The sequence below is a fragment of the Nocardioides sp. NPDC057767 genome (genome assembly GCF_042798275.1).
Lineage (GTDB): Bacteria > Actinomycetota > Actinomycetes > Propionibacteriales > Nocardioidaceae > Nocardioides.
The window spans coordinates 1-22,629 of the sequence record NZ_JBHVKJ010000039.1; the positions used below are offsets into that span (position 1 = coordinate 1).

The 22,629-nt window shown below is 69.3% G+C and carries 19 protein-coding genes; 3 read left to right on the plus strand and 16 right to left on the minus strand.

Annotated elements, in window-relative coordinates:
- The 8 genes from ACFVDI_RS19525 to ACFVDI_RS19560 all read right to left on the minus strand — a co-directional run.
- Window positions 1-326 (minus strand): acyl-CoA dehydrogenase family protein (locus tag ACFVDI_RS19525; RefSeq protein WP_378908502.1); only part of this gene is annotated, 326 nt, incomplete at its 3' end.
- 25 nt (window positions 327-351) lie between these two features.
- Window positions 352-1,200, minus strand: coding sequence for a 3-hydroxybutyryl-CoA dehydrogenase (locus tag ACFVDI_RS19530; protein ID WP_378908504.1), 849 nt, complete (start codon window positions 1,198-1,200; stop codon window positions 352-354).
- A gap of 145 nt (window positions 1,201-1,345) precedes the next feature.
- Window positions 1,346-2,986: an L-lactate permease gene (locus tag ACFVDI_RS19535; protein WP_378908508.1), complete on the minus strand. Its 1,641-nt coding sequence runs from the start codon at window positions 2,984-2,986 to the stop codon at window positions 1,346-1,348.
- Between the two features lie 69 nt (window positions 2,987-3,055).
- Window positions 3,056-4,384, minus strand: coding sequence for a (Fe-S)-binding protein (locus tag ACFVDI_RS19540; RefSeq protein ID WP_378908511.1), 1,329 nt, complete (start codon window positions 4,382-4,384; stop codon window positions 3,056-3,058).
- Between the two features lie 3 nt (window positions 4,385-4,387).
- Window positions 4,388-5,554, minus strand: a complete 1,167-nt coding sequence (locus tag ACFVDI_RS19545; protein ID WP_378908513.1) for an FAD-binding oxidoreductase — start codon at window positions 5,552-5,554, stop codon at window positions 4,388-4,390.
- Window positions 5,554-7,020 (minus strand): FAD-linked oxidase C-terminal domain-containing protein, encoded by a 1,467-nt coding sequence (locus ACFVDI_RS19550; RefSeq protein ID WP_378908517.1) that lies wholly within the window; start codon window positions 7,018-7,020, stop codon window positions 5,554-5,556. The genes ACFVDI_RS19545 and ACFVDI_RS19550 overlap by 1 nt, the downstream gene beginning before the upstream one ends.
- A gap of 148 nt (window positions 7,021-7,168) precedes the next feature.
- Window positions 7,169-8,116: a DUF1214 domain-containing protein gene (locus ACFVDI_RS19555; protein ID WP_378908520.1), complete on the minus strand. Its 948-nt coding sequence runs from the start codon at window positions 8,114-8,116 to the stop codon at window positions 7,169-7,171.
- Between the two features lie 124 nt (window positions 8,117-8,240).
- Window positions 8,241-9,317 (minus strand): YbhN family protein, encoded by a 1,077-nt coding sequence (locus ACFVDI_RS19560; protein WP_378908524.1) that lies wholly within the window; start codon window positions 9,315-9,317, stop codon window positions 8,241-8,243.
- Between the two features lie 234 nt (window positions 9,318-9,551).
- Between ACFVDI_RS19560 and ftsH the strand changes: the two genes are divergently transcribed.
- Together ftsH and ACFVDI_RS19570 are read left to right on the plus strand one after the other, a co-directional pair.
- Window positions 9,552-11,549, plus strand: a complete 1,998-nt coding sequence (gene ftsH / locus ACFVDI_RS19565) for an ATP-dependent zinc metalloprotease FtsH (protein WP_378908527.1) — start codon at window positions 9,552-9,554, stop codon at window positions 11,547-11,549.
- Between the two features lie 200 nt (window positions 11,550-11,749).
- Window positions 11,750-13,363: an ABC-F family ATP-binding cassette domain-containing protein gene (locus ACFVDI_RS19570; RefSeq protein ID WP_378908533.1), complete on the plus strand. Its 1,614-nt coding sequence runs from the start codon at window positions 11,750-11,752 to the stop codon at window positions 13,361-13,363.
- On the opposite strand, the gene ACFVDI_RS19575 is transcribed toward ACFVDI_RS19570, so the two are convergent.
- The 3 genes from ACFVDI_RS19575 to ACFVDI_RS19585 are packed head-to-tail and all read right to left on the minus strand — an operon-like array spanning window position 13,352 to window position 15,917.
- Window positions 13,352-14,014: an enoyl-CoA hydratase-related protein gene (locus ACFVDI_RS19575; RefSeq protein WP_378908536.1), complete on the minus strand. Its 663-nt coding sequence runs from the start codon at window positions 14,012-14,014 to the stop codon at window positions 13,352-13,354. The two genes, ACFVDI_RS19570 and ACFVDI_RS19575, sit on opposite strands and share 12 nt — an antisense overlap.
- 17 nt (window positions 14,015-14,031) lie before the next feature.
- Window positions 14,032-15,267, minus strand: coding sequence for an NADH:flavin oxidoreductase/NADH oxidase family protein (locus ACFVDI_RS19580; RefSeq protein WP_378908540.1), 1,236 nt, complete (start codon window positions 15,265-15,267; stop codon window positions 14,032-14,034).
- Window positions 15,264-15,917 (minus strand): TetR/AcrR family transcriptional regulator, encoded by a 654-nt coding sequence (locus tag ACFVDI_RS19585; protein ID WP_378908543.1) that lies wholly within the window; start codon window positions 15,915-15,917, stop codon window positions 15,264-15,266. Before ACFVDI_RS19585 ends, ACFVDI_RS19580 begins: the two co-directional genes overlap by 4 nt.
- A gap of 116 nt (window positions 15,918-16,033) precedes the next feature.
- On the opposite strand from ACFVDI_RS19585, the gene ACFVDI_RS19590 reads away from it, so the two are divergent.
- Window positions 16,034-16,774 (plus strand): nucleotidyltransferase domain-containing protein, encoded by a 741-nt coding sequence (locus ACFVDI_RS19590; protein WP_378908545.1) that lies wholly within the window; start codon window positions 16,034-16,036, stop codon window positions 16,772-16,774.
- A 3-nt stretch (window positions 16,775-16,777) separates the two neighbouring features.
- Here ACFVDI_RS19590 and ACFVDI_RS19595 read toward each other — a convergent pair whose 3' ends face one another.
- The 5 genes from ACFVDI_RS19595 to ACFVDI_RS19615 all read right to left on the minus strand — a co-directional run bounded on the left by ACFVDI_RS19595 (window position 16,778) and on the right by ACFVDI_RS19615 (window position 22,502).
- Entirely contained in the window at window positions 16,778-17,278 is a 501-nt protein-coding gene (locus ACFVDI_RS19595) for a class E sortase (RefSeq protein WP_378908549.1), read from the minus strand.
- Window positions 17,279-17,566: 288 nt separating this feature from the next.
- Window positions 17,567-18,580: a hypothetical protein gene (locus tag ACFVDI_RS19600; RefSeq protein WP_378908550.1), complete on the minus strand. Its 1,014-nt coding sequence runs from the start codon at window positions 18,578-18,580 to the stop codon at window positions 17,567-17,569.
- An 11-nt stretch (window positions 18,581-18,591) separates the two neighbouring features.
- Window positions 18,592-18,975: a hypothetical protein gene (locus ACFVDI_RS19605; RefSeq protein WP_378908551.1), complete on the minus strand. Its 384-nt coding sequence runs from the start codon at window positions 18,973-18,975 to the stop codon at window positions 18,592-18,594.
- A gap of 368 nt (window positions 18,976-19,343) precedes the next feature.
- Window positions 19,344-21,101, minus strand: a complete 1,758-nt coding sequence (locus ACFVDI_RS19610; protein ID WP_378908554.1) for an LVIVD repeat-containing protein — start codon at window positions 21,099-21,101, stop codon at window positions 19,344-19,346.
- A 327-nt stretch (window positions 21,102-21,428) separates the two neighbouring features.
- Window positions 21,429-22,502, minus strand: a complete 1,074-nt coding sequence (locus ACFVDI_RS19615) for a class I SAM-dependent methyltransferase (RefSeq protein WP_378908558.1) — start codon at window positions 22,500-22,502, stop codon at window positions 21,429-21,431.
- Window positions 22,503-22,629 lie beyond the last annotated feature (127 nt).

A 22,629-nucleotide genomic window follows, 5' to 3' on the forward strand; every position in this document is an offset into this window, starting at 1 on the left:
TCCTCCGACCCACCGATCTGCACCGGCAACGACCCCAGCTTGTTCACCGCCGGGATCAACGAGGCCGACACATCCGCACGCGCGATCTCCTCGATCACCAACACCGTCGCCAGCGCGTCCGCACCGACACCCCCGTACGCCTCCGGAACATGCGGCGCGAAGAACTCCGTCTCCACCAGCGCGTCGTGCGCCTCCTGCGGATACCGAGCCTCCTCATCGACCGCAGCCGCAGCCGGCGCGATCTTCGCATCACAGATCTCACGGATGGCCTTGCGGATCTCCTGGTGCTCCTCGGAGAGGGCGAACAACGGGTACTGGTCGGACATGCGGACTCCACTCACGCGTGCGGGCTCAGTAGGCGTAGAAGCCCTGGCCGGACTTCTTGCCGAGCAGACCGGCGTCAACCATGCGGTCGAGCAGCGGCGGCGGCGAGTAGAGCGGCTCCTTGAACTCCTCGTACATCGAGATGCCGATCGCCCGGACGGTGTCGAGGCCGATCAGGTCCGACAGCGCCAGCGGGCCCATCGGATGGCCGCAGCCGAGGACCATCCCGTTGTCGATGTCGGCCGCGGAGGCGTAGCCCGCCTCGTACATCCTGACCGCGCTGAGGAGGTAGGGCACCAGCAGGCTGTTGACCACGAAGCCGGCCCGGTCGGTCGCCTCGATCGGCTGCTTGCCGAGCGTCTTACCGACGAAGGTCTGCATCCGCTCCAGCGTCTCCGGCGAGGTGGTCAGGCTCGGGATCAGCTCGACCAGCTGCATCACCGGCGCCGGGTTGAAGAAGTGCACGCCCATCACGTTCGCGGCCCGGCCGGAGACCGCACCAAGCTTCACGATCGGGATCGACGAGGTGTTGGAGGCGAGGATCGCGTCGTCCTTCTCCAGCAGCGCGCCAACGGTCCGGAACAGCTCGAGCTTGACGTCCTCCTTCTCCGAGGCCGCCTCGACCACGAGGTCACGGTCGCTCAACCGGCCGAGATCGGTCGTGAAGGTGATGCGGTCCAGCACGCCCACGAGGTCCTCCTCGCTGAGCTTGCCGCGGCTCACCGCGCGCTCCAGACTCCCCCGCACCTTCGCCTCGGCGGCCTGCGCCGCCTCCTGGCTGATCTCCACCGTGACGGTGTCCAGCCCGGAACGGGCACACACCTCGGTGATCCCCGAGCCCATCAGCCCGCCACCGATCACGCCAATCCGATCCATCCCCAGCTCCTCGTTCACAGGTCGGTCACGGGTCACAATTACTTGGACACCATAGTATCCAACTACTTGGACATCAAAGCATCTGGCTCGCAGCAGCCTGTTCGACGGGAACGAGACTTCGATCAGCCTCGGGCGGCAAGGGGCGTCAGGGGACCATCCAGCCGAGCACAGGAGTCGACTGGAGGGCGACGAGGACGCACATGAAGGCCAGCATCGCGATGCTCCAGCCGAAGACCTTGCGGAAGATCTCGCCCTCCTTGCCGGCCATGCCGACGGCCGCCGCCGCGATGGCGAGGTTCTGCGGGCTCACCATCTTGCCGAGCACACCACCCGAGGAGTTGGCGGCGGCCATCAGCACCTGGTCGAGGCCGGCCTCCTTCGCAGTGGTCACCTGGAGGAGACCGAAGAGGGCGTTGGAGGAGGTGTCCGAGCCGGTCACGGCCACGCCGAGCCAGCCGAGGATCGGCGAGAGGATCGCGAACGCGCTGCCGGTGCCCGCCAGCCAGGCACCGATCGAGCCGGTCTGACCGGAGAAGTTCATGACGTACGCCAGGCCGAGCACCGCCATCACCGTGACGATGGCGGGAGCGAGCTGACGGTAGGTGTCGCGGTAGGTGGTCGCGACCGCGCCGGGTCGGATCCGCAGGCAGATAGCGGTGATGATGCCCGAGAGCAGCAGCATCGTGCCGGCAGTGGGGAACCAGTCGAACTTGAAGCCGCCCTGAGCGCCGGCGACGTCGCCGAGCCCCGGGAAGACCACGGTCGGGGTGTAGTCGGTCCCGGAGAGCGTGAACGGCCGGTGGGCCAGCGTCTCCTTGATCGCGGGGATGCTGACGATCACGAAGATGACGATGATGATCGCGTACGGCAGGAAGGCCTTGAAGACCTCAGTGCTGGTGTCACGCACGTCGTGCGCCTGGGCGCCCGGGCCCGACCCCGAACCGACGAGCGACTCGGCCAAGATCTTCTCCTGCGGCTGCCAGACCCGGAGCAGCCCGACGACCACGAGGACCGAGAAGAGCGAGGCGACGATGTCGGCCAGCGGGACGGAGATGTAGTTCGACGCGACGAACTGGGCGATGCCGAAGCCGAGGCCGCACAGCAGCGCCGGGATCCAGGTCTGCCTGAGGCCGCGCCTGCCGTCGACCACGAAGACCAGGATGAGGGGCACCACCACCGCCAGGACCGGTGTCTGGCGTCCCACCATCGCGCCCAGCGTCTCGACGCTGAAGCCGGTCTGGTCCGAGAGCGCGTTGATGGGCGAGGCCATCGCGCCGTACGCCACCGGGGCGGTGTTGGCGATCAGCGCGACGGCCGCGGCCTTGACCGGCTTGAAGCCCATCGCCATCAGCATCACCACGGTGATCGCCACCGGCGTACCGAACCCGGCGAGCGCCTCCAGGAGCGCGCCGAAGGAGAAGGCGATGATCAGCGCCTGGATCCGCTGGTCGTCGCTGACTTTGCTGAACGCCCGGCGCAGCACGTCGAAGTGGCCGGTGTGCACGGTCAGGTTGTAGACGAAGACCGCGTTGATGACGATCCACATGATCGGGAAGAAGCCCGAGAGCAGCGCGCCCTGGGCAGCGGACAGGATCGCGTCGTCGACCGGCATCTCGAAGAGGGCGACGGCGACGACCAGGGCGACGGCGAGCGAGATGAGGCCGGCCTGCCAGGCCTTCATCTTCAGCCCGCCGAGGAGGACGAACATGGTGATCAGCGGCAGGGCGCCGCACAGGGCGCTCAGGACGAGCGAACCGCCGACCTGGTCCGGTACTGGCTCAAACATGGCGACTCCGAGGGTCGTTGGTGTGGGAGATGAGCCCCCGAGACGTGGGGGTGTTCAGTTGTCGGAGGATCAGATGTTGCGGCTGCGCAGCGCCTCGGGTGAGGAGCCGCTGATCGAGGCGTCGAGCACCTCGACGAGGTGGGCCATGCCGAGCTGCTGTCCCTGTGCCGTGATCGCCGAGGCAACCTGGAGCAGACAGCCCGGGTTGGCGGTGACGAGCACCTCGGCGCCGGTGGCGACGATGTTGCGCGCCTTGCGCTCGCCCAGCTCGCGGGCGGGCTCGGGGTTGAGGATGTTGTAGATGCCCGCCGAGCCGCAGCAGATCGCACTCTCGGCGATCTCGCGCAGCTCGACGCCGGGGATGCCGCTCAGCAGCGCCCGCGGCTGGGCGCGTACGCCCTGGGCATGGGCGAGATGGCAGGCATCGTGATAGGCGATGGTGAGGTCGAGCGGGTGGCGCTCGGCGACCGGGCCGAGCTCGTCGAGGATCTCGGCGATGTCGCGGACCTTCGCCTCGAACCCCGCTGCCTTGACGGCGTGCGCGGGATCGTCGGCCAGCAGCCGGGCATAGTCCTTGAGCGTCGAGCCGCACCCGGCCGCGTTGATGACGATGTGCTCGACACCGGCGTCCTCGAAGGCGTCGATGATCCGGCGGGCGTACGCCTGGGCCTCCCGCTCGCGGCCGTTGTGCACCGAGAGCGCACCGCAGCAGCCCTGGCCGGCCGGGATGACGACGTCGCAGCCCTCGGCGGCGAGGACCCGTGCCGTGGCGGCGTTGACGCCCGGGAAGAACGCGCCCTGGACGCAGCCGGTGAGCATGCCGACCACCGCCCGCCGCTCCCCCGCCGCGGGCACACGCTCGGGCAACGGCGCGGCCTCGGTGATGGTCGGGGTGAGCCGCTCCATCGCGGCCAGGTGCGGTGCCATCCGCTCGAGCAGGCCGGTACTGCGGAGGCGACGGTCGAGGCCCGTACGCTGCAGCAGCTTCAGCGGACCGCGCATCGCGCGGAGCCGCCTGGGGTGCGGGAAGATCGCGAAGATCAGGCTCCGCAGCGCCTTCTCCTTCGGCGTACGTGCGTGGTTGCGCTCGACCTGAGCGCGGGTCTGCTCGATGAGGGTGTCGTAGCGAACGCCCGAGGGGCAGGCGGTCACGCACGACATGCAGCCCAGGCAGTTGTCCCAGTGCTGCACCATCGAGTCCGACATCGGCTCCCCCTCGAGGCCCTCCTTCATCAGGTAGAGCCGCCCGCGCGGGGAGTCCATCTCCTCGCCCCACAGCAGATAGGTGGGGCAGGTCGGCAGGCAGAAGCCGCAGTGCACGCAGTCGTCGAGCAGGTGCTGGTCGGGCGGATGCTCCTCGTCGAAGGCCCCCAGGTTTCGGATGTCCATGTCCGTCATGGGCTAGATCCCTCCTACGAAGCGGCCCGGGCTGAGCCGGTGATCGGGGTCGAACTCGTCCTTGACCCGGCGCATCAGCTCCAGGGCCGGGACCGGCCCCCACAGGTCCAGCTGCTCCTTGATCGCCTCCGGGGCGTCCAGGACCACGGTGCTGCCGCCGTGACGACCCGTGGTCTCGCGCAGCCGGTCGAGGAGCGTACGGATCTCGGTGATGTCCTGGCCGGCGGGGACGGCGACGTACGCGACGCCGACGCCGGCCGAGCCGCGCAGCCCGAGGTCGCCCGCGGCGCCGACGACCTCGGCGAGGCCGGAGAGCCGGAAGGTCACCTTGATCCCGACGTGGCTGTCGGTGGTGTCGTCCCACGGATAGCGGCCCCAGCCGGCGGGAGGTCGGTCGCTGATCTCGGCGCCGGGGAGCAGTTCTCTCAGCACGGCTGTACGTCCCGCCACGCCCTCCGGGCGCCCCTCGACCAGCACGTCGACCCGCACCCCGTCGGCGGTGACGTCCACCTCGAGACCGGAGGGAACGGTCTGCGAGTGCAGGACCGCCTGGGTGAGCTCCGCGGCGTGCGCGGCGTCGTGTGCGACGACACCGACCCAGCGACGGCTCTGCGGGACCGGGTGGAGCCGGAAGGTCGCTTCGGTGACCACCGCGAGCGTGCCCATCGAGCCGACGAGGAGCTTGCCGACGTCGTAACCGGCGACGTTCTTGACGACCTTGCCGCCGGCCCTGGCGACCACGCCGTCAGCGCGCACCATCGTCACGCCGATGAGCAGGTCGCGCATGGTGCCCGCGTGCATCCGCAGCGGACCGCTGGTGTTGGTGGCCAAGGTGCCGCCGACGGTCGCGCCGGGAACCGTCTCGTCGAGGGCGAGGCGCTGGCCGGCGGTGGCGACGTGCTCGTTCAGCCGGGCCAGCGGCGTCCCTGGTCCGACGGAGGCGATCAGGTCGCCGGAGGCGTGCTCGCTCACCTGGTCGAGGGCGGAGAGGTCGAGCAGGATGTCGGCCGAGGTCGGCGGGTTGCCCCAGCTCAGCTTGGTGCCGGCTCCGGTCGGGACCACGGACTCCCCCGCGGCCACCGCGGCGCGCATGATCTCGGCGACCTCGGCGGTGCTCGTCGGGCGCTCGATGCGGCCGGGAGTGACTCCGGAGACGGTGACGTCGCTCATCAGAAGACCTCCGCCACGCCGGCCTGCTGCAACGGGTGCGCGCCCTGACGGCGGCCCGGACGCTCGCCGCACAGCCGCGGGGTCGGGAAGATCTTGCCGGGGTTGGAGATCCGGTCCGGGTCGAAGGCACAGCGGACGAGCTGCATCGTGTCGAGGTCGTCGTCGGCGTACATCTTCGGCATGTGGGCCGCCTTGTCGGCGCCGACCCCGTGCTCGCCGGTGATCGAGCCGCCGTGCTGCAGGCACAGGTCGAGGATCCCGCGGCTGACCTCCTCGGCGGCCTCCCCGGCACCGGGGACGGCGTCGTCGAAGAGCACCAGCGGGTGCAGGTTGCCGTCGCCGGCGTGGAAGACGTTGGCGACGCGCACGCCGGACCGCTCGGAGAGCTCCGCGATCGCCCTCAGCACCTCGGGCAGGGCGGTCCGCGGGATGACGCCGTCCTGCACGATGTAGTCGGGGCTGATCCGGCCGACGGCCGCGAAGGCGGACTTGCGGCCCCTCCAGATCAGGAACCGCTCCTCGGGAGTCTTCGCGGTGCGGATCTCGAAGGCGCCGGCCTCCTCGCAGAACCGGACCACGTCCGCGTACTCCGCGTCCACCTCGGCGGCCGGACCGTCCAGCTCGATGACCAGCACCGCGCCCGCGCCGTCCGGGTAGTCGCAGTGCACCGCGGCCTCGGCGGCCTCGATCGCGAGCGCGTCCATCATCTCGATCGCCGCCGGTACGATGCCGGCCGCGATGATCGCGGACACGGCGGCGCCGGCGCGGTCGGTCGAGTCGAAGCCCACCAGCAGAGTGACCACCTTCTCCGGCAGCCGGACCAGCCGCACCGTCACCTCCGTGACGATCCCGAGGGTGCCCTCCGACCCGACGACGGCACCGAGCAGGTCGTAGCCGGGGCTGTCGGGGGCGTCGCCGCCGAGGCGTACGCGATCGCCGTCGGCGGCCACGAACTCGGCGGCGAGCACGTGGTTGGTGGTGAAGCCGTACTTGAGGCAGTGGGCACCGCCGGAGTTCTCCGCGACGTTGCCGCCGATCGAGCAGACCTGTTGGCTGGAGGGGTCCGGCGCGTAGTAGTAGCCCGCCGGGGTCGCCGCCCGGGTGACATCGAGGTTGATGACACCGGGCTCCACGACGGCGCGCTGGTCCTCTTGCCGGACCTCCTTGACGGCCCGCATCCGCGAGGTGACCACCAGGACACCCTCCGCGTGGGGCAGGCTGCCGCCGGAGAGCCCCGTGCCGGAACCGCGGGCGACGTACGGGATCTGCAGCTCGGCACAGCACCGCACGATCCCGGCGAGCTGCTCGGCGGTCTCGGGGATCACGACGAGCGCCGGGGTGACCCGGTAGTGGGCCAGCCCGTCGCACTCGTACGTCCGCAGCCGGGCGTGGTCGGTGATCACGCCGTCCTCGGGGAGGAGCGCCCGCGCCCGCCGGATCAGTGTCTCCAGTGGTGTCAGGCCCATCGCTCCCTCGATTTCGTATCGTGGAATCTTCCTTCTGCCCCCTGGAACTTTAGGGCACGGAAGGCAGTGAGGGCAATGGTTTGCTGTGACTCACGTCACCAGCGGTGTCCGGTCGCCCGCGCCGGGACGGGCGAACCCGGCCGACCGATCACGCAACAGGCACGACGGGCGGCACCTGCCAGGTGCCGTCCAATGCCTCGGGCCGGGGGCGGTAGAGCCGGATCAGGAAGTTCCAGCCCTCCATCACCGGGAGGAAGTTGGTCTTGCCGCTCGGGTCGACGCCGAAGTACACGGTCACGGCGCCATCCGGGTCCGGCGTCGCGGTGATGCTGTTGATGTTGTTCACGCCGAGCTCGTTGGGAACGAAGTAGCCCTCGGCGTTGTAGAGCGAGATCGACCAGAAGGCATCGACGGGCGGGTCCACGATTCGCAGGGAGTACTCCCCGACCGACAGCCCGGGGTTGACGTTGACATAGTGCGCCTCGTGCTCCGGAAGCCCGCCCCAGCCCGAGGCGGTGGCGATGAGGTGTCGAACGGGGTCGACCTCGTCCGGCCTTCCGAATGCCCCGCGGAAGTCGGGCAGTCCCTCGGAAAGCTGCAGCAGTGCCTGCCGGGTGCGTTTCATGGACTCCTCGTCGTAGTCGGGGAGCTCGAAGGATGTCGACTGCTCCGAGGACAGCCCGAGGGCGTCCTGCAGACGATTGACCTCGGCCACGTCGGCCGGGTCGCCGGGATCGACGAGGATCCGGGCGGCCAGAAGCACGAAGTCGCTGCCGAGCGCCTCTCGGGTCAGCTCGTACGACCCGGCGTCATGGAAGATCCTCGGGATGTAGTGGTCCTGGGTGACGACCATGACCGACAGGTAGCGGTCCCCCGGATCGGGGAGCGTGAGCGTGGCCGGCTGCGTCACGTCCACGATCGCCGCGCTGTAGAGCGTGTCGCGGTTCTGCCGGACGATGGGCTGGTGGTCCAGCGGAGCCGGCTCACGGTAGTGGACCCACGCACCGACACCACCGGTGTCGGCGACGATCCGGGAGAACATCAGGTTGGACTCGGCCCGAGGGAAGTTGATGGCATTGACGCGTATCGCGGACATTCTGGTGCCTCTCTCCGGGGCCCGGAAGGCCCCCGTCGTTCCGACCCGACGGACTGTTCCGCCGTACCGAACCCTGCGATCTGGGCTTCCGCGACACCTCCCACGGATCGGGTGAACGTGAGCATCAGCCACGAAGGTCATCACGCACTCGCCGGGGAAGGCCGCGCGCCCGAAGCCAGAGATAGGTTGCTCCGGCGACGGGTACGGGCAGCCAGAAACCGAAGAGGCGCCAGGTCAGGACGCCGAGCAGGGCGGCGTCGTGAGCTGTCCCGAAGGACACCAGGACCGGCGCTGCGACGCCTTCGACGAGCCCCAGGCCACCGGGCGTGATCGGCAACAGGGCGATCAGGCCCACCAGGGCGTACGTGGTGATCAGACCGCCCAGGCTGGGCCCGGCTCCGAAGGCGAGCACGCTGAGGTAGAGGCTGGCGGCGTCGAACGACCAGTACCCCAGCCCCCACAGAAGTGTCCGTCGACTCTGCGCACGGTTGCCGAGCACCAGCTGGACCTGGCTGATGATCGCCCGGACCAGCCGTTCGAACGCGTACGGGTGGACCAGCGGCAACCGGCTGGCCACAGCGTGCGTGACGGTCACGACCTGGTCCGGGCGCACGGTGAGCACCGCCACCAGACCACCGAAGGTGACCACCAGGACCAAGGTCAGGACCGAGGCCGTCTTCAGGAACGGGTGCGTCGCCGACAGTGGCACCGCGGCGATCAGGCCGAGCACGAACGCGGCGACGAACCAGAGAACGGTGAGCGCGAACTCCACGGCGCCTGCGGCGACCGCTTCGGCCGGCGGGACTCCGGCTCGACCGAGCAGTCGCATCCGTAGCGCCGCCGCGACCGCTCCCCCGCCGGGAACGACATGGCTGAAGCCGTTTCCGGTCACATCGATCGCCAGCACGGTCGGGTACGTCGGACGCGAGTGCCTCGGAAGAAGCGCGAAGGTGAGCCCGCTGTAGCAGCCGTAGGAGGCGGCCTCGAAGACGAGGGCCAGGATCAGGGCGACCGGTGCGGCGGTGCCGGCCGAGGTCCAGGACTGGCGAGCACCGGTGAGCAGGTCGACCGCGACGTACTCGAGGGCCAGCACCGCCACGATGACCAGGCCGACGCGACGGACCCAGGCCCATACCGATGCGACTCGACGACGCTCACGACCAGCCCGGTCGGCCTCGCGTGATGCAGGTTCCCTGAGCATCGGCCGGCCCGGTCAGCTGCGGGACGGCCCGCGTACCGAAGCATCAGACATGTCCGCTCCTTCCGGAATCACCGTCACCCCGACGACACGACGCCGGAAAGTGTCATTCGTCCCCGATCCCCCAGCCATCGGCCCGGCCAACGGCCCGGCCATCGGCCTCGAGGGACGTTGGCCCTGAGATCGCGCAGACCTCGGCCTCTTTCCCGATCCTCGCTCGGCTGTTGGCCTTGCAACATGTCATACGGAGGGCGTTACGACTGCGGGCACCAGCTGAGGCTGCGCTCCGTCCTTGGCCCGGGGACCCTCCGGTTCTCGGCGCCGGTCAAGTCCGGTCCACCGAAGGAGCCACCGAAGCCGGCGCCGCAGCCCCCACCGCGTTGGCAGCGGTGGCTGCTGCCGATCGCGTTGGCCGTCATGATCGCCCTGCTGTTCGCGCCTCTCCCGGAGGCGAACCCCACCAAGTCGCTCTCCTACACCGACTTCACCAGCAGCGTCACGGCTGGCAAGGTCACCTCGGTCACCATCGACGACGTCGGCACCGTCATCGGAGAGCTGGAGGATGGCACCCGGTTCCGGACCCAGATCCCCACCGCACTCGACACGACCGCCCTCTCCAGCCGGCTGCAGGCCCGGGGCGTGGAGATCACCGCCACGAGCGCCGACACACCGTGGTGGACCTCGCTCCTGGTGTGGCTGCCGCTGCTGCTGATTCTCGGGCTGCTCCTGTGGTCCAGCCGCGCCGCCCAGAAGGCCATGGGCGGCATGGGCGGTGCCGGCGGCTTCGGCCGGTCGAAGGCCAAGATCATCGAGGCCGAGCGGCCGACCACTCGTTTCGAGGACGTCGCCGGCTACGACGGGGTCAAGCAGGAGGTGGGCGAGATCGTCGACTTCCTGCGCCGACCCGAGCGGTACGCCGAGGCCGGGGCCAAGGGTCCACGTGGCGTGGTCATGGTCGGCCCGCCGGGCACGGGCAAGACGCTCCTGGCACGCGCCGTGGCCGGCCAGGCCGAGGTCCCCTTCCTCTCGGTGACCGGGTCGGCGTTCGTGGAGATGTTCGTCGGCGTGGGCGCTGCACGGGTGCGCGATCTCTTCGCCGAGGCGCGCAAGCGCGCCCCGTCGATCATCTTCATCGACGAGATCGACGCCCTCGGCTCGCGCACCGCCAGCCCAGGGCGGATCGGTAACGACGAGCGCGAGCAGACCCTCAACCAGCTGCTGGCCGAGATGGACGGGTTCGATCAGTCCACCGGGATCGTCGTGCTGGCGGCTACCAACCGGCCCGCGTCGCTCGACCCTGCCCTCCTGCGCCCTGGCCGCTTCGACCGTCAGGTGGTCGTGCCGCTGCCCAACCAGTCCGAACGGATGGCGATCCTCGACGTCCATGCCAGGAACAAGCACCTCGACCCCGGCATCGACCTGGCCGTCGTCGCCCGCGCCACCCCCGGCTTCTCGGGCGCCGACCTGGCCAACCTCGTCAACGAGGCCGCCATCAACGCCGTACGCGACGACCGCTCCGTCATCACCGCCGAGGACCTGGACACGGCCCGCAATCGCGTACTGCTCGGTCGGCGGGAGACCTCGAACGCGCTTCTCCCTGAGGAACGTCATGCGGTCGCGGTGCACGAATCCGGCCATGCCCTCGTCGCGCAGCTCTGCGAGCACGCCGATCCGGTCGCCAAGGTCACCATCCTTCCCGCCGGCATGGCGCTCGGTGCCACCGAGCAGCTTCCCGAGGCCGAGCGCCGCCTGTACAGCGAGGGATACCTCAACGACCTGCTCGCGGTCCGGCTCGGAGGCCGTGCCGCCGAGCTCATCGCCTTCGGCGAGGGGTCATCAGGTGCCGCGAACGACCTCTCCGGCGCCACCCAGATCGCCGAGCGGATGGTCGTCGAGTTCGGGCTCTCACCGGCGTTGGGACCGATCGGGTACGGCTCGGAGGCTCCGCAGTATCTCGGTCAGGCGACCGACGAGAACCTACGCCGGCCGTACTCCGAGCAGACCCAGCGCGTCATCGACCGCGAGATCGCCCGACTGCTCGGGCAGGCCCAGGAACGCGCCCTCGCGCTGCTCCGAGCGCACAGAACAGCTCTCGACCACCTGGCGCGGCTGCTGCAGGAGCGAGAGACTCTCGACGGAGCCGTCGTGTCCCAGGTGCTGGCCGAGGAGGCCGGCGACGGCGGTCGAGGTGCGCCGCTTCGATCAGTGCCTGATAAATTCGAGGCGTGGGACTGATCGAGGTGGACAAGTTCTAGCCACCGCACCGCCGGTGGCTCTCGCCTGACGCTTCGCGTCGGCATGCCAGGCGCGTTCGCCTTCGCGGACGCGCGATCGCGACCCTTCGGTCGACCTCGCGGTGCATACGTCTTCGACCTGTCACCCGATCCCGTCGCGCCCTCGTGGCGCTCGACGGCGGAGAAAAGAGAACCCACGCGATGTCCACCGCATCCATCACCCTGCGCGACCTGACCTTCGAATGGCCCGACGGCACGGTCGCGCTCGACGGTGTCACCGGCAGCTTCGGCACCGACCGGACCGGTCTGATCGGCCGCAACGGCGCCGGCAAGTCCACCCTGCTCCGCCTCGTCGCCGGCGAGCTGTCCCCGACATCGGGGCAGATCGAAACCGGCGGCGAGGTCGGCTATCTGCCGCAGACGCTCACTCTCCGTCGGGAGACCACGATCGCCGAACTGCTCGGCATCGACGGCATCCTCGCCGCGATCCGGGCGATCGAGTCCGGCGAGGTCGACCAACACCACTTCGACACCATCGGCGACGACTGGGACATCGAGTCCCGCGCCGATGAGGCCCTGGACCAGATCGGGTTCGCCGCTGCCGATCTCGACCGTCGGGTCGCCGAGATCTCCGGCGGGGAGGGCATGCTGATCGCGATCACCGGCCTGCGGATCCGCCGCACCCCGATCACGCTGCTCGACGAGCCGACGAACAACCTCGACCGAGCCACCCGCGCCAAGCTCGCCGAGTTCGTCGACCAGTGGCCAGGGACGCTGGTGGTCGTCAGCCACGACCTCGAGCTGCTCGAGCACATGGACAGCACGACCGAGCTGTACGCCGGGACACTGAGCACGTTCGGCGGGCCCTACAGCGCCTGGAAGGAACACCAGGAGCAGGAACAGGCGGCCGCTCTCCAGACCGCGCGGTCAGCGCAGCAGGCGCTCAAGGTCGAGAAGCGGCAGCGGATCGAGGCGGAGACGAAGCTCGCCCGCCGCGAGCGGACCGCGAAGAAGACCCAGAAGGACGGCGGGATCCCGAAGATCCTCGCCGGCAACCGCGCCAGCAGGGCCCAGGCGTCCGCCGGCTCCCTGCGCTCGACGCTGGACGACAAGGTCAGGTCCGCCGAGGCCGCCGTCGAGGCGGCCGGTGCCCGCGTACGCAGCGAGGAGCACATCCACCTCACCCTCCCCGACCCCGGCGTACCCCGCGGCCGGCGCATCGCTGAGCTCGAGGACGACGGCCGGACCGTCGTGATCCAGGGGCCGGAACGAGTGGCACTGATCGGCGCGAACGGGTCCGGCAAGTCGACCCTCCTCACCCATCTCGTGCAGGGATCCGATCCGGTGGCCGGGCGGCCGCACGGTCGTCTCCTCACCGACCAGGTGGGCCTCCTCCCCCAGCGCCTCGACGGTCTCGACGAGGAGGCCAGCGCGATGGAGAACGTAGGCGCCGTGGCGCCACAGACGCCGTCGGGCACGATCCGCAACCAGCTCGCCCGGTTGCTGCTTCGCGGCGACAGCGTGGACCGCCCGGTGCGTACGCTCTCCGGAGGCGAGCGCTTCCGCGTCTCCCTGGCCCGTCTGCTCCTGGCCGACCCGCCCGCTCAGCTCCTGATCCTGGACGAGCCGACGAACAACCTCGACATCACCAGTGTCGAGCAGCTCGCCGAGGCGCTCGACGCCTACCGCGGCGCGTTGCTCGTCGTCAGCCACGACTTCGGGTTCCTGGAGCGGATCGGCATCGACACCGTCATCGAGCTCGACGGCGCCGGGCGCATGCACCAGCGGCGCGAGCTGGACGGGTCAACGAGCTGAGGTGTCCTGCAGCGCGGCGACCGCCGTGGCGTACATCGTCGACTTGATCGTGCCGAGCGTCTCGGCCGGCTTGCCGACGAGCGGGGCGACGCGCGCGATCGCCTGCTCCAGGAGTTCGGCCTCGGCTGCGGTGCCGTCGACGATGCCCGCGGCGAGCGCGTCGGGGCCGGGGAACCGGCGGCCGGTGGTCATCGAGTCGGTCGCCGCTCGCGGGGTGAGCTTGGCCTGGATCAGGGCGGCCATGCCGGGGGTGAACGGGATCTGGATGTCGACCTCGGGGAAGCAGAAGAAGCCGCGGTCCTCGCGCATGACCCGCCAGTCGAGGGTCATCGCGAGCATCGCGCCGGCCCCGAAGGCGTGCCCGTTGATCGCGGTCGCCGTCGGCACCGGGAGGACCAGGAGGCGGGCGAGGAGGGCCTGCACCTGGGCGACGTACGGCTCGAACTGGTCGCCGTTCTGCCCGAGCCAGTCGAGGTCGAGGCCGTTGGAGTAGAACTTGCCGGTCGCGGTCAGGACCAGCGGCGCGGGCGCGGCCACGACCTTGTCGAGGGCGTCGTTCACCGACGTCATCCAGTCGGGGCTGAACCGGTTCTCGGTGTCGCCGATGTCGAGGACGTACACGCCCTCTGTCTGGGTCAGGGTCGTCGTCATTGTCGTTCCTTCCGGGGTCAGCCGCGCGGGGAGCGCAGGCTCTCGAGGCCGTTGTTGAGGAGGTACTGGGTCACGTTGAGGGCGGCGTGGCGGTCGGGGGCCGGCTCCTTGCCCTTGGCCATCCGCCACATCTGGACGCTGTAGTAGGTCAGCTCGGTGAGGCTGTCGAGCATCCGGATCCCACTCCGTCGCGGGTTGACGACGCTCTCGTCGGCGCGGCCGGCCAGCAGCTGCGCAGGGAAGTCGGGCTGCACCGTGAGCGGTCTTCCCAGGCCGACGAGGTCGACCGCACCGGACTCGACGGCATCGACCATTCCGGCGGCCGTACGGAACCCACCGGTGAGCATCAGCGGCAGCGCCGGGAGCTCGGCGCGGACACGCTCGGCGTAGGCGAGGAAGTAGGCCTCCCTGCGCCGGGTGCTCGCCTTCAGCGACGGGTCCACGCCGAGCATGGCCGCCGAGGTGTAGGTGCCGCCGGAGATCTCGAGGAGGTCCAGGCCCTCCTCGGCGAGCGCGTGGACGACTTCTAGCGACTCCTCCTCGCCGAAACCGCCCTTCTGGAAGTCGGCGGAGTTGAGCTTGATCGCGACCGGTGTCTGTTGTCCGACCTCTGCGCGGATCGCGCGGAGCACCTCGAGCACGAAGCGGCGCCGCTTCTCGGGGGTTCCACCCCAGGCGTCGGTGCGCTGGTTGGACAGCGGGGAGAGGAACTGGCTGATCAGATAGCCGTGCGCGCCATGGATCTGTACGCCGTCGAAGCCCGCCCCGGTGACGACCCTCGCGGTGGTGGCGAAGCGGCGGATCAGGTCCTCGATCTCGGCTTCGGTGAGCGCGCGAGGCTCGGCGAAGAGGCCGCCGGTCCCTGGCACTGCGACCGCCGAGGGCGCCACCGGGTGGGCGGTGAGCGTACGCGGCGTCTGCCGGCCCGGGTGGTTGATCTGGACCCACACCTTCGAGCCGCCTGCTCTGGCGATCTGTGCCCACTCCGCCAGGTCGTCGGCGCTGCGCTCGTCCTCGACCACGACGTTGCCCGGCTCGCCGATCGCGGTGCGGTCGACCATCACGTTGCCGGTGATCGAGAGTCCGACGCCGCTGCCGGCCCAGCGCCGGTAGAGGTTCTTGATCCGGCTTCCGGGCGTGAAGTCGCGACGCCCCAGGCCCTCGCTGAGAGCGGCCTTGGCGAGCCGGTTCGGGATCACGAACCCGTTCGGCAGCTCGAGCGGCTGGGCCAGGATCGACTGATCTCGGGTCACGGGTTGCTCCTCGGTGTGGACGTTTCGGTGGGTGATGTCTTGGACGAGCGTGGCTCGAGCGGGACGGCGAGGATGGCGCGTACGGCGGCCTCCAGCCGGGCAGCGGTCGCCTCGTCGGCCTCGCGGCCCTCGAGGAGGCGACGGCGCAGGATGCCGCCGGGCAGGTCGACGACGCAGACCGCGATCGCCTCGACCGCGATCCGGTCACCGCGGTCCCACACCCCGCGCGCCAGCGCGATCAGCACCTTGACGAACTTCTCCTGCACGGAACTCAGCTCGGTCTCGACCTCGGGCGGAAGGTCGGCGGAGAAGAGCTGGTCGCGGCGTTGGGCGAAGAACAGCCGCGCGCTGGCCGGGAAGCGGCGTACGAACTCGACGGGGGTCAGTGCCACCGCCACGACCGCATCCGCGCCCGTGGCGCCCTCCCTCATCGCCTCTGCCATCAGGTCGCCCAGCCGGCACCAGGACCGCAGCCAGAGCCGCGCGAGCAGCACGTCCTTCGAGCCGAACGCGTGGTAGATCGTCCCGTTCGACGCCCCCGCCGCGGCAGCCAGCGATCGCAGCGTCAGCCCGGAGGGGTCACCGCTCGTCACGATCTGCTCGGCGACGTCGAGGAGGTCGTCGAGCGTGTGCAGCCGCTGTCGGGACATGCGGAGACTCTAAATAGAGCATGTGCTCTAGATCAACGGTTCTCGGCTGTGTCCGGCGTCACATTCCGGGTGATAACCGGATGACTCTACGTCCATCGAACCGGCACGATCTACGCATGACTGCTCCGAACCGTCCGGATCCTGTTGCGGCCGCGCGGGACCTGGTCCTCGCCCGTTTCCCGTGTGCGCAGCAGGGGTGGCTCGGCGGGTCGGTGGTCCTCGGCGGAGCAACGCCGATGTCGGACCTCGACATCACCGTGCTCGACCCGACCGCGACAGCCCATCGCGAGTCGCTGCGTCATCTGGGCTGGCCGGTCGAGCTCTTCGTGCACACCGAGGCGAGCATCCGCCACTTCGTCACCCAGAACCTGGCCGAGCGCAAGCCCACGATGGCGCGGCTCGTCGCCCGAGGCGTACCCCTTCTTCCCGGTGACGGTGGAGCGGCCGTACGTCACTACTGCGACGAGGTGCTCCGAGCCGGCCCCGCTCCCCTGCCGACCGAGACGTTGACCGGCACTCGATACGCACTGAGCGATCTCGTCGACGACCTGCAGGGCGTCGGCGCGGGGCCGGAGCGCACCGCGATCGCTGTCGAGACGTGGCGGCGTACGGCCGAGCTCGTCCTCGACGTCAACGGCTGCTGGCGCGGCGGCGGGAAGTGGCTGATGCGCGAGCTCATCGCCCTCGATGTTGCGGCCGGGACCACCTGGGCGCCCCGCCTCGACACCGGCCTCGCCTCGGCCATCGCCGGCAACATTGGGCCGCTCCGGCGGGCCGCCGAGGAATGCCTCGCCCTGGCCGGCGGTCGCCTCTGGGAGGGTTTCCACCAGGCGGCCTCGATCGATCAGCGTCGCTGACCTTCAGCGGATGGCGATGAGGACGCCGATCTTGTCGATGCGGTGCTCCGGGTTGTCGAACCCGTCGGCCCAGTGGTTGGCGGCGGCGTGGTCCTCGGGCGTCGCGCAGGTCGACAACGTGATCATCGCGCGGGTGGGCTCCTCGCCCGGCTTCCCCGGGACCGGCGCCCGCTGCGCCCGCAGCGAAGACTCCGACCGGAACGACGTCTCCCGGGTGCTGGTGATGCGATAGACGTACGTCGCCTCCTCGGTCCGCACGGAGACCCGGTCGCCTCGCCTCAGCTCGGGCAGCCTGAGGAACGCCTGCGTGGACGAGAGCCGGTGGGCGGTCACCTGGTAGTTGCCGATCCCGCCCGGCCCGGTGCCGCCGCGAGGACCGTACGGGCTGGCCGCGACGCCGCCGTTCTGGATCTCGGTGCCCGGAGCGTCGTCGGTCCAGCCTCGGTAGGGCACGACCTCCAGGTCGCCGACGCCGATCGCGGGGATGGACAGTTCACCCCGCATCGGTCTCCCCTCGGATGACAGTGATTCCGACACGGTGGCGGTGGCAGTCGGTGACGGTGTGGATGTCGAAGATGCCGCCGCCGAGGGCGAGGATGACGGCGGGCCCGTCAATGCCGGGGTCTCTGCTCCGCAGCCGCCGAGTACGAGTGTGGCTAGGGCCGCGGCAATGATCGGCGATGGTGCGAACGTCATGGCGCCGCCTAGGGCAAACTGCTGGATGAATCCACGGTACGCCGAGACCCCTCGCCATGCAGGGCTGAATCCAGGGAGACCCGGATTCGCCGCGTCTCACGAAGGCTTGAGGGCCGCCGGCGGGAGCGCCTCGGGTCCATCCCATGAGTGCGGCTGATCCAGGCCATCCTTCACGAACTGATGCAGTTCCTCCACCAGTTCGTCCTTGAGGAACATCTCCACCAGCGGAAGCCAGCAGTGCTTCCACACCGTCTCGTGTCCGACCGGATCCGGGCACATGATCAACGCCAGAACTCGGAGCTTGGTGACAAGCAGTTCGATCTCGGCAGCTGGTCCAGCCATCAACCCATCAAGCGCGAGCTTGACCACACCGGCGACCGCGCCCTCGAGGACCGCGGCGTCGAGACCAGCCTCCTGGTCTGCCTCCGAGCGCAGCCGAGCTTCTGCCCTCGACTGCGGGTGGTAGCCGTGAGACGAACGGCGAGATCCCAGAATCCTCCCCCATCCCAGCGCGGCCAGTCTCCCGGATGCACCGGAGGTCTTGCTCTTGATCTCTTCCTGGACCGCCGTGACCTCGTCGATCGTCGCCACGATGGCAGCGAGGCAATCGCACCAAAAATGATCTGCCAACCGCCTCTGAACTCGACGCCGGGTCTCGACGTCCGACCTCGCCAGCTTGTCGAGCGTCGATACCCCTAGTTTGCTGATCTCTCCAGCCAGCCACTCGATCTGCTCCCGCTCCTCATCGTGCTCCACAAGCCAGTTCACCGTCACCACCGTGCGCACGTACTCGGCAGCTCCCGTGGCCCGCGCAGTGGTGAGAGAACGTGCCGCACTCCTACGCGCTTCCTTCTCAGACTGGTTTCCCGGCTTTGGCTTCAGCGCGCGAACCAGCTTCGCCAACCGGGACTTCGCTGCCCTCTTGGCTGTATCCCACTTCTTGACTCTCGCCGCTGTTTCAGGGCTGTTGTCGCCTGCAGCAGCCGCAGCACTCGCGGACGCCCACCGGATCCTGCCAACGCCGTGGCCAGCCCCGCCACAGTGACACTCGCATGACCACCCAACAGCGGTCTGGCAGCCCGCACTACAAGTCGTCTCCAGGTTCGACATGTCCACTCCGCTCACTTGATGAGGGACGATGCGACACCGATGGCCGCTACGAACAACCCGAGAGTGGCTACCTGCTGCTGCGCCCCCGTGAACCAGCCGCGAAACACGTTGCCAGCGGTATCGAGGCGGGTCAGGGCGCGGATACGCTGCCACTTGTGCTGGCGATACGTGCAGCCGCGAAGCAGGCCCGACGAGTTCATTCGGCACGGCTCGCCAGTCCGGGTCATGGCCCCGCACCATGTCGGCGCAGCGACCAGGATCCAGACGAAACAGAGCGCGAACGTTCCCGCGAGCACCAGTGGCCCGACATCGAAGCCGAACAGCAGGACCACCGCGCCGGCCAGGAGCAGATAGCCCCAGTACCTGCCGACAAATCGAGACTTCTTCTTCCCCATAGCACTGGCCTCCCGAGAGCGCGCGTCCCCGCTTCTCAAGCGTAGCCACGTTCTCACCCGTGCACCTGGGTTCGCGCAACTGACTGATCAACACCTGAGTCCGTCCCACGCTCGGGGTCGATCTACTCGATCTTCTCGGTCGTTGACCGACTACGACCGAACGCGGGAGTGGCGTTCGCGTTCGAGTGCGTGCAATGGACCTGGTCCGCGAGCGTTCTCCTGCCGCCGAGCAAGACTGTCTCGGTGGGTCGCCTGCGACCGCCGGCGCCCGCGCCTGCTGGGTCGACCGATCTCAATGGCCGCGGCGACGACCGCGTCGAGCCCACCGTGCTGCTTTCAGGGGCCCGCGCGGTCGCTGCCGTTGCGGCTCAACCCTGGCCGGTGTCCTCGAAGATCCACAGACCACTGTCGCGGTCGCTACCGAGGATGATCGTCCGGCCGTCGCGGACGAACACCTCGACGCCCCAGAAGTTGTTGCCGCCCTCGTCGAGGTAGCCGCCGACCTCCACCAGCTCGGTGCCCTGGATCTCGAGTGCTCGGAGCCCGCCGGAGTAGTACGACAGGTACGACCGCGCCGGATCGTCCGGGTGGGTGGCCACCTCGTGCACCGACAGGTCGCCGTGCCCCGTCGCGTAGACCTCCTCGTGAGCCTCGTCGATCGCATAGGTGTCGAGCTCGGCGAACTTGCCGTTGGTCGCCGTGTTGCTGAACAGGTGGACGTAGCCCCAGCCGTCGAAGGCAGCTGTCGCATCGATGCGCTCGCCGACGGTCCCGATCGCCGGTCCGTCGGGATAGGTCCACGGCGGCGCGAACGGTCCGGTGTTGAACATCTTGTGGTACGCCTCGTGGTTGGTGCAGACACCGACCACCGAGTCGACGAAGGCACCCGAGCCGCAGAACGGCGGGTTCTCGGTGCCGCCGTGCCGCTGGACGAAGACCACCGCGTCCCAGCCGGCTTGCACCGCCTGGTGCGCCTTCTCGCCCGGGAAGCACGCCGCCTCCGGCGCACTCGGGTCGCCGGTCGGCCCACGCTGCAGCACCACGATGCTCTCCTCACCCGCTGCGAGCGAGGCCTCGTAGCCGGGGATCGAGCTCGGCGACGGGATCGGTGCCGAGTCCGGGCAGCCGTAGCCGCCGTAGACGACGGGTCCGTTCAGACGCTCGTCGGGGAGGACCACGATCGGGGCGGATCCGGGCACCGGCACGGACGGGTAGCCGCCGGCGAACGCGCCGCTGGAGATCTGGAAGTCGGTGGCGCCGTAGGGGGCGAAGTCCTCGTCGGTGCCGATGAAGTACTGGTTGTCCGCCGTGAACTCCGCCTGGTGCCCGTTGCCTTCCGGCAGCAGGGCGGTCCCCGTCGACTCCAGCAGCTCGGGATCGGGGTTGGTGAAGTCCGTGTCACCGATCAGGGTCGGGTTGGCCGGATCGTCGACGTCGAGCTGGACGTACCCGCCGTCCCAGTACGACAGCAGCATCACCCAGCGGCCGTCGATCTTCTTGACGACGACGTCGTGCAAGTTGATCTGCACGAGCCCGAGCTGGACCTGGGTGATCCCGGGGAACATGGAGTCGAGGTCGAGCTCGCGGACGAGTCGCGGGCGCTTGGGGTTGGTGATGTCGAGGATGTCGACGTCGGTCGTCTCGAAGTTGTCGACCATGACCGCGTAGGCCTTGTCTCCGGTGTCCCAGGCGAACGCGCTGTGGATGTCGTTCGTGTCCCCGCGCGAGATGTTGGCGCGGTCGCCGAAGTGCTCGGAGAGCTTGACCGGCTTTCTCGGGTTGGTGACGTCGTACAGGGAGATCCCGCCTCGGCCGTTCTTGCCGCACTGCTCGTTGTTCATCACCAGGACCTCGCCGCTGAACTTGGGCGTGGTGATCGTGACCACCTGCATCCCCTCGCCCGGTCGGGTGTCCTGGCTGGAGGGGATGAAGCCGACCTTCTTCGGATCCTCGAGATCGCTGATGTCGACGACCCAGGCGCCTGCGTCCGGCGAGGTCTGGCCGCCGACCTCTGGTCCGGCGCAGTCAGGCTCGCCCCAGTTCGCGAGGTACGCCCACTGCCCGTCCGGGCTGACGGCCACGTCGGCGACGAGCTCGGGCGTGGTGGTGAGACGCTCGACCGACAAGAGGTCGATGGTGCCGAACGCCCCGCTTCCGATCAGATGCCCCTCGGTCGGGCCATGCTGACCAGGGTGCGAGCTCACTGACCCCGCTGCCCACAGTTGTCCGCCGAGCAGTAGGCCTGCTGCGACGAGCGCTGACAAAAGACGACCCTTGCGACCCATTTCGGGCTCCTCTCGGTGCCGATCGAGCGCCGATCTCCCGAGAGACGCCCGTCCTCAAATATGCCACCGCGCGCGGGAATCGTTCCCCACACATTTTCGGTATATCCGCGCAGGGGTCGGAGCGTGCGCGGGTCGGGCGATCTCGATCACGCCGCTGCGGCGATGCGGTCAAGACAGCCGGTAGAAGCGCCAGAATCCGAAGTCTTCGATCGGGAGCACCTCGAACCTGCTGAAGCCCGCCGCTTCGCCATAGCTCTTCAAAGTCGACGGCCGCATGACCGTCCCGGTCCCGACGCTCGGAGGCGACGAGAGCCCGTCGGGCAAGCACACCAGCAGACTGAACCCGTACATGATCCGCTCCAGCTCGTCGCCGTCCGGAGCGAAGCTGTCCGCCACGGCCTCGTCCATCACCACCATCGATCCCCCAGGCGCCAGCGTCTGCCGGACCGCGCCGAGGACGTCGACCGGCCGCGGCATGTCGTGCACGCACTCGAACGCGAACGCCACATCGACCGTTCCCTCGTCCAAGGTGGCGGCGTCCTGGCACAGGAACCGCACCCGATCCTCGACCCCCGCCTCGCGGGCGTTCGCCACGGCCATGTCGACCGAGGGCTGGTCGATGTCGATGCCGAGCACGGTGGCCTCCGGGTAGGCGCGGGCCAAGGCGATGCTCGACCATCCCCCACCGCAGCCGACGTCGAGAATCCGACACCCTCTCGCCGAGAGCGCCTCATGGACCTCGGGCACTCCGGCGAGCGCCGGCCCGAGCTGCTTCTCGTACCACGGCCGATTGGCGTCCGCCTGCGACTGCCGAGCGTCATCCCCCAGCTCGTCCCAGCTCACCCCACCACCGTTCCGGTACGCCTCGAGCAACTGAGGCAGCGCCGGCCCGACCGCCGCGAACATCCTGGCGATGGGCGCCAGATAGGCCAGGCTCGTCGAGTCCGTCATCACCTCCGCCGTGCTGGCCGGGATCGCGAACCGCCTCTCGTCAGGACCGCCGTCCTCCGCGACCACCAACAGACCGCTCACCGCCTGCTGCTCGAGCCACTCCCGTGCGTACCGAATCTGCGTCCCCGTACGCTCCGCAAGCTCGACCGCACTCGCCGGCCCCTCATCCGCCAGCGACCGATACCAACCGAGCCGATCCCCGATGAACACCGAGACGATCTCCACCGTTCCGAGCAACGACCCGAAGAGCCGCTCCGCCACCTCATCCGCCGTCTGCTGCGATGCATCCATCACTCAACCATCGTCCGATTCGCAATCACCCCGGCGGTCCAGTTTTGGCGATCATTGGTTTGAGGTACGGCACCCTCGACCGTTGACGCGATGCTCATGTTGTTGCCGCCTCCGGTCATCGCGCTTC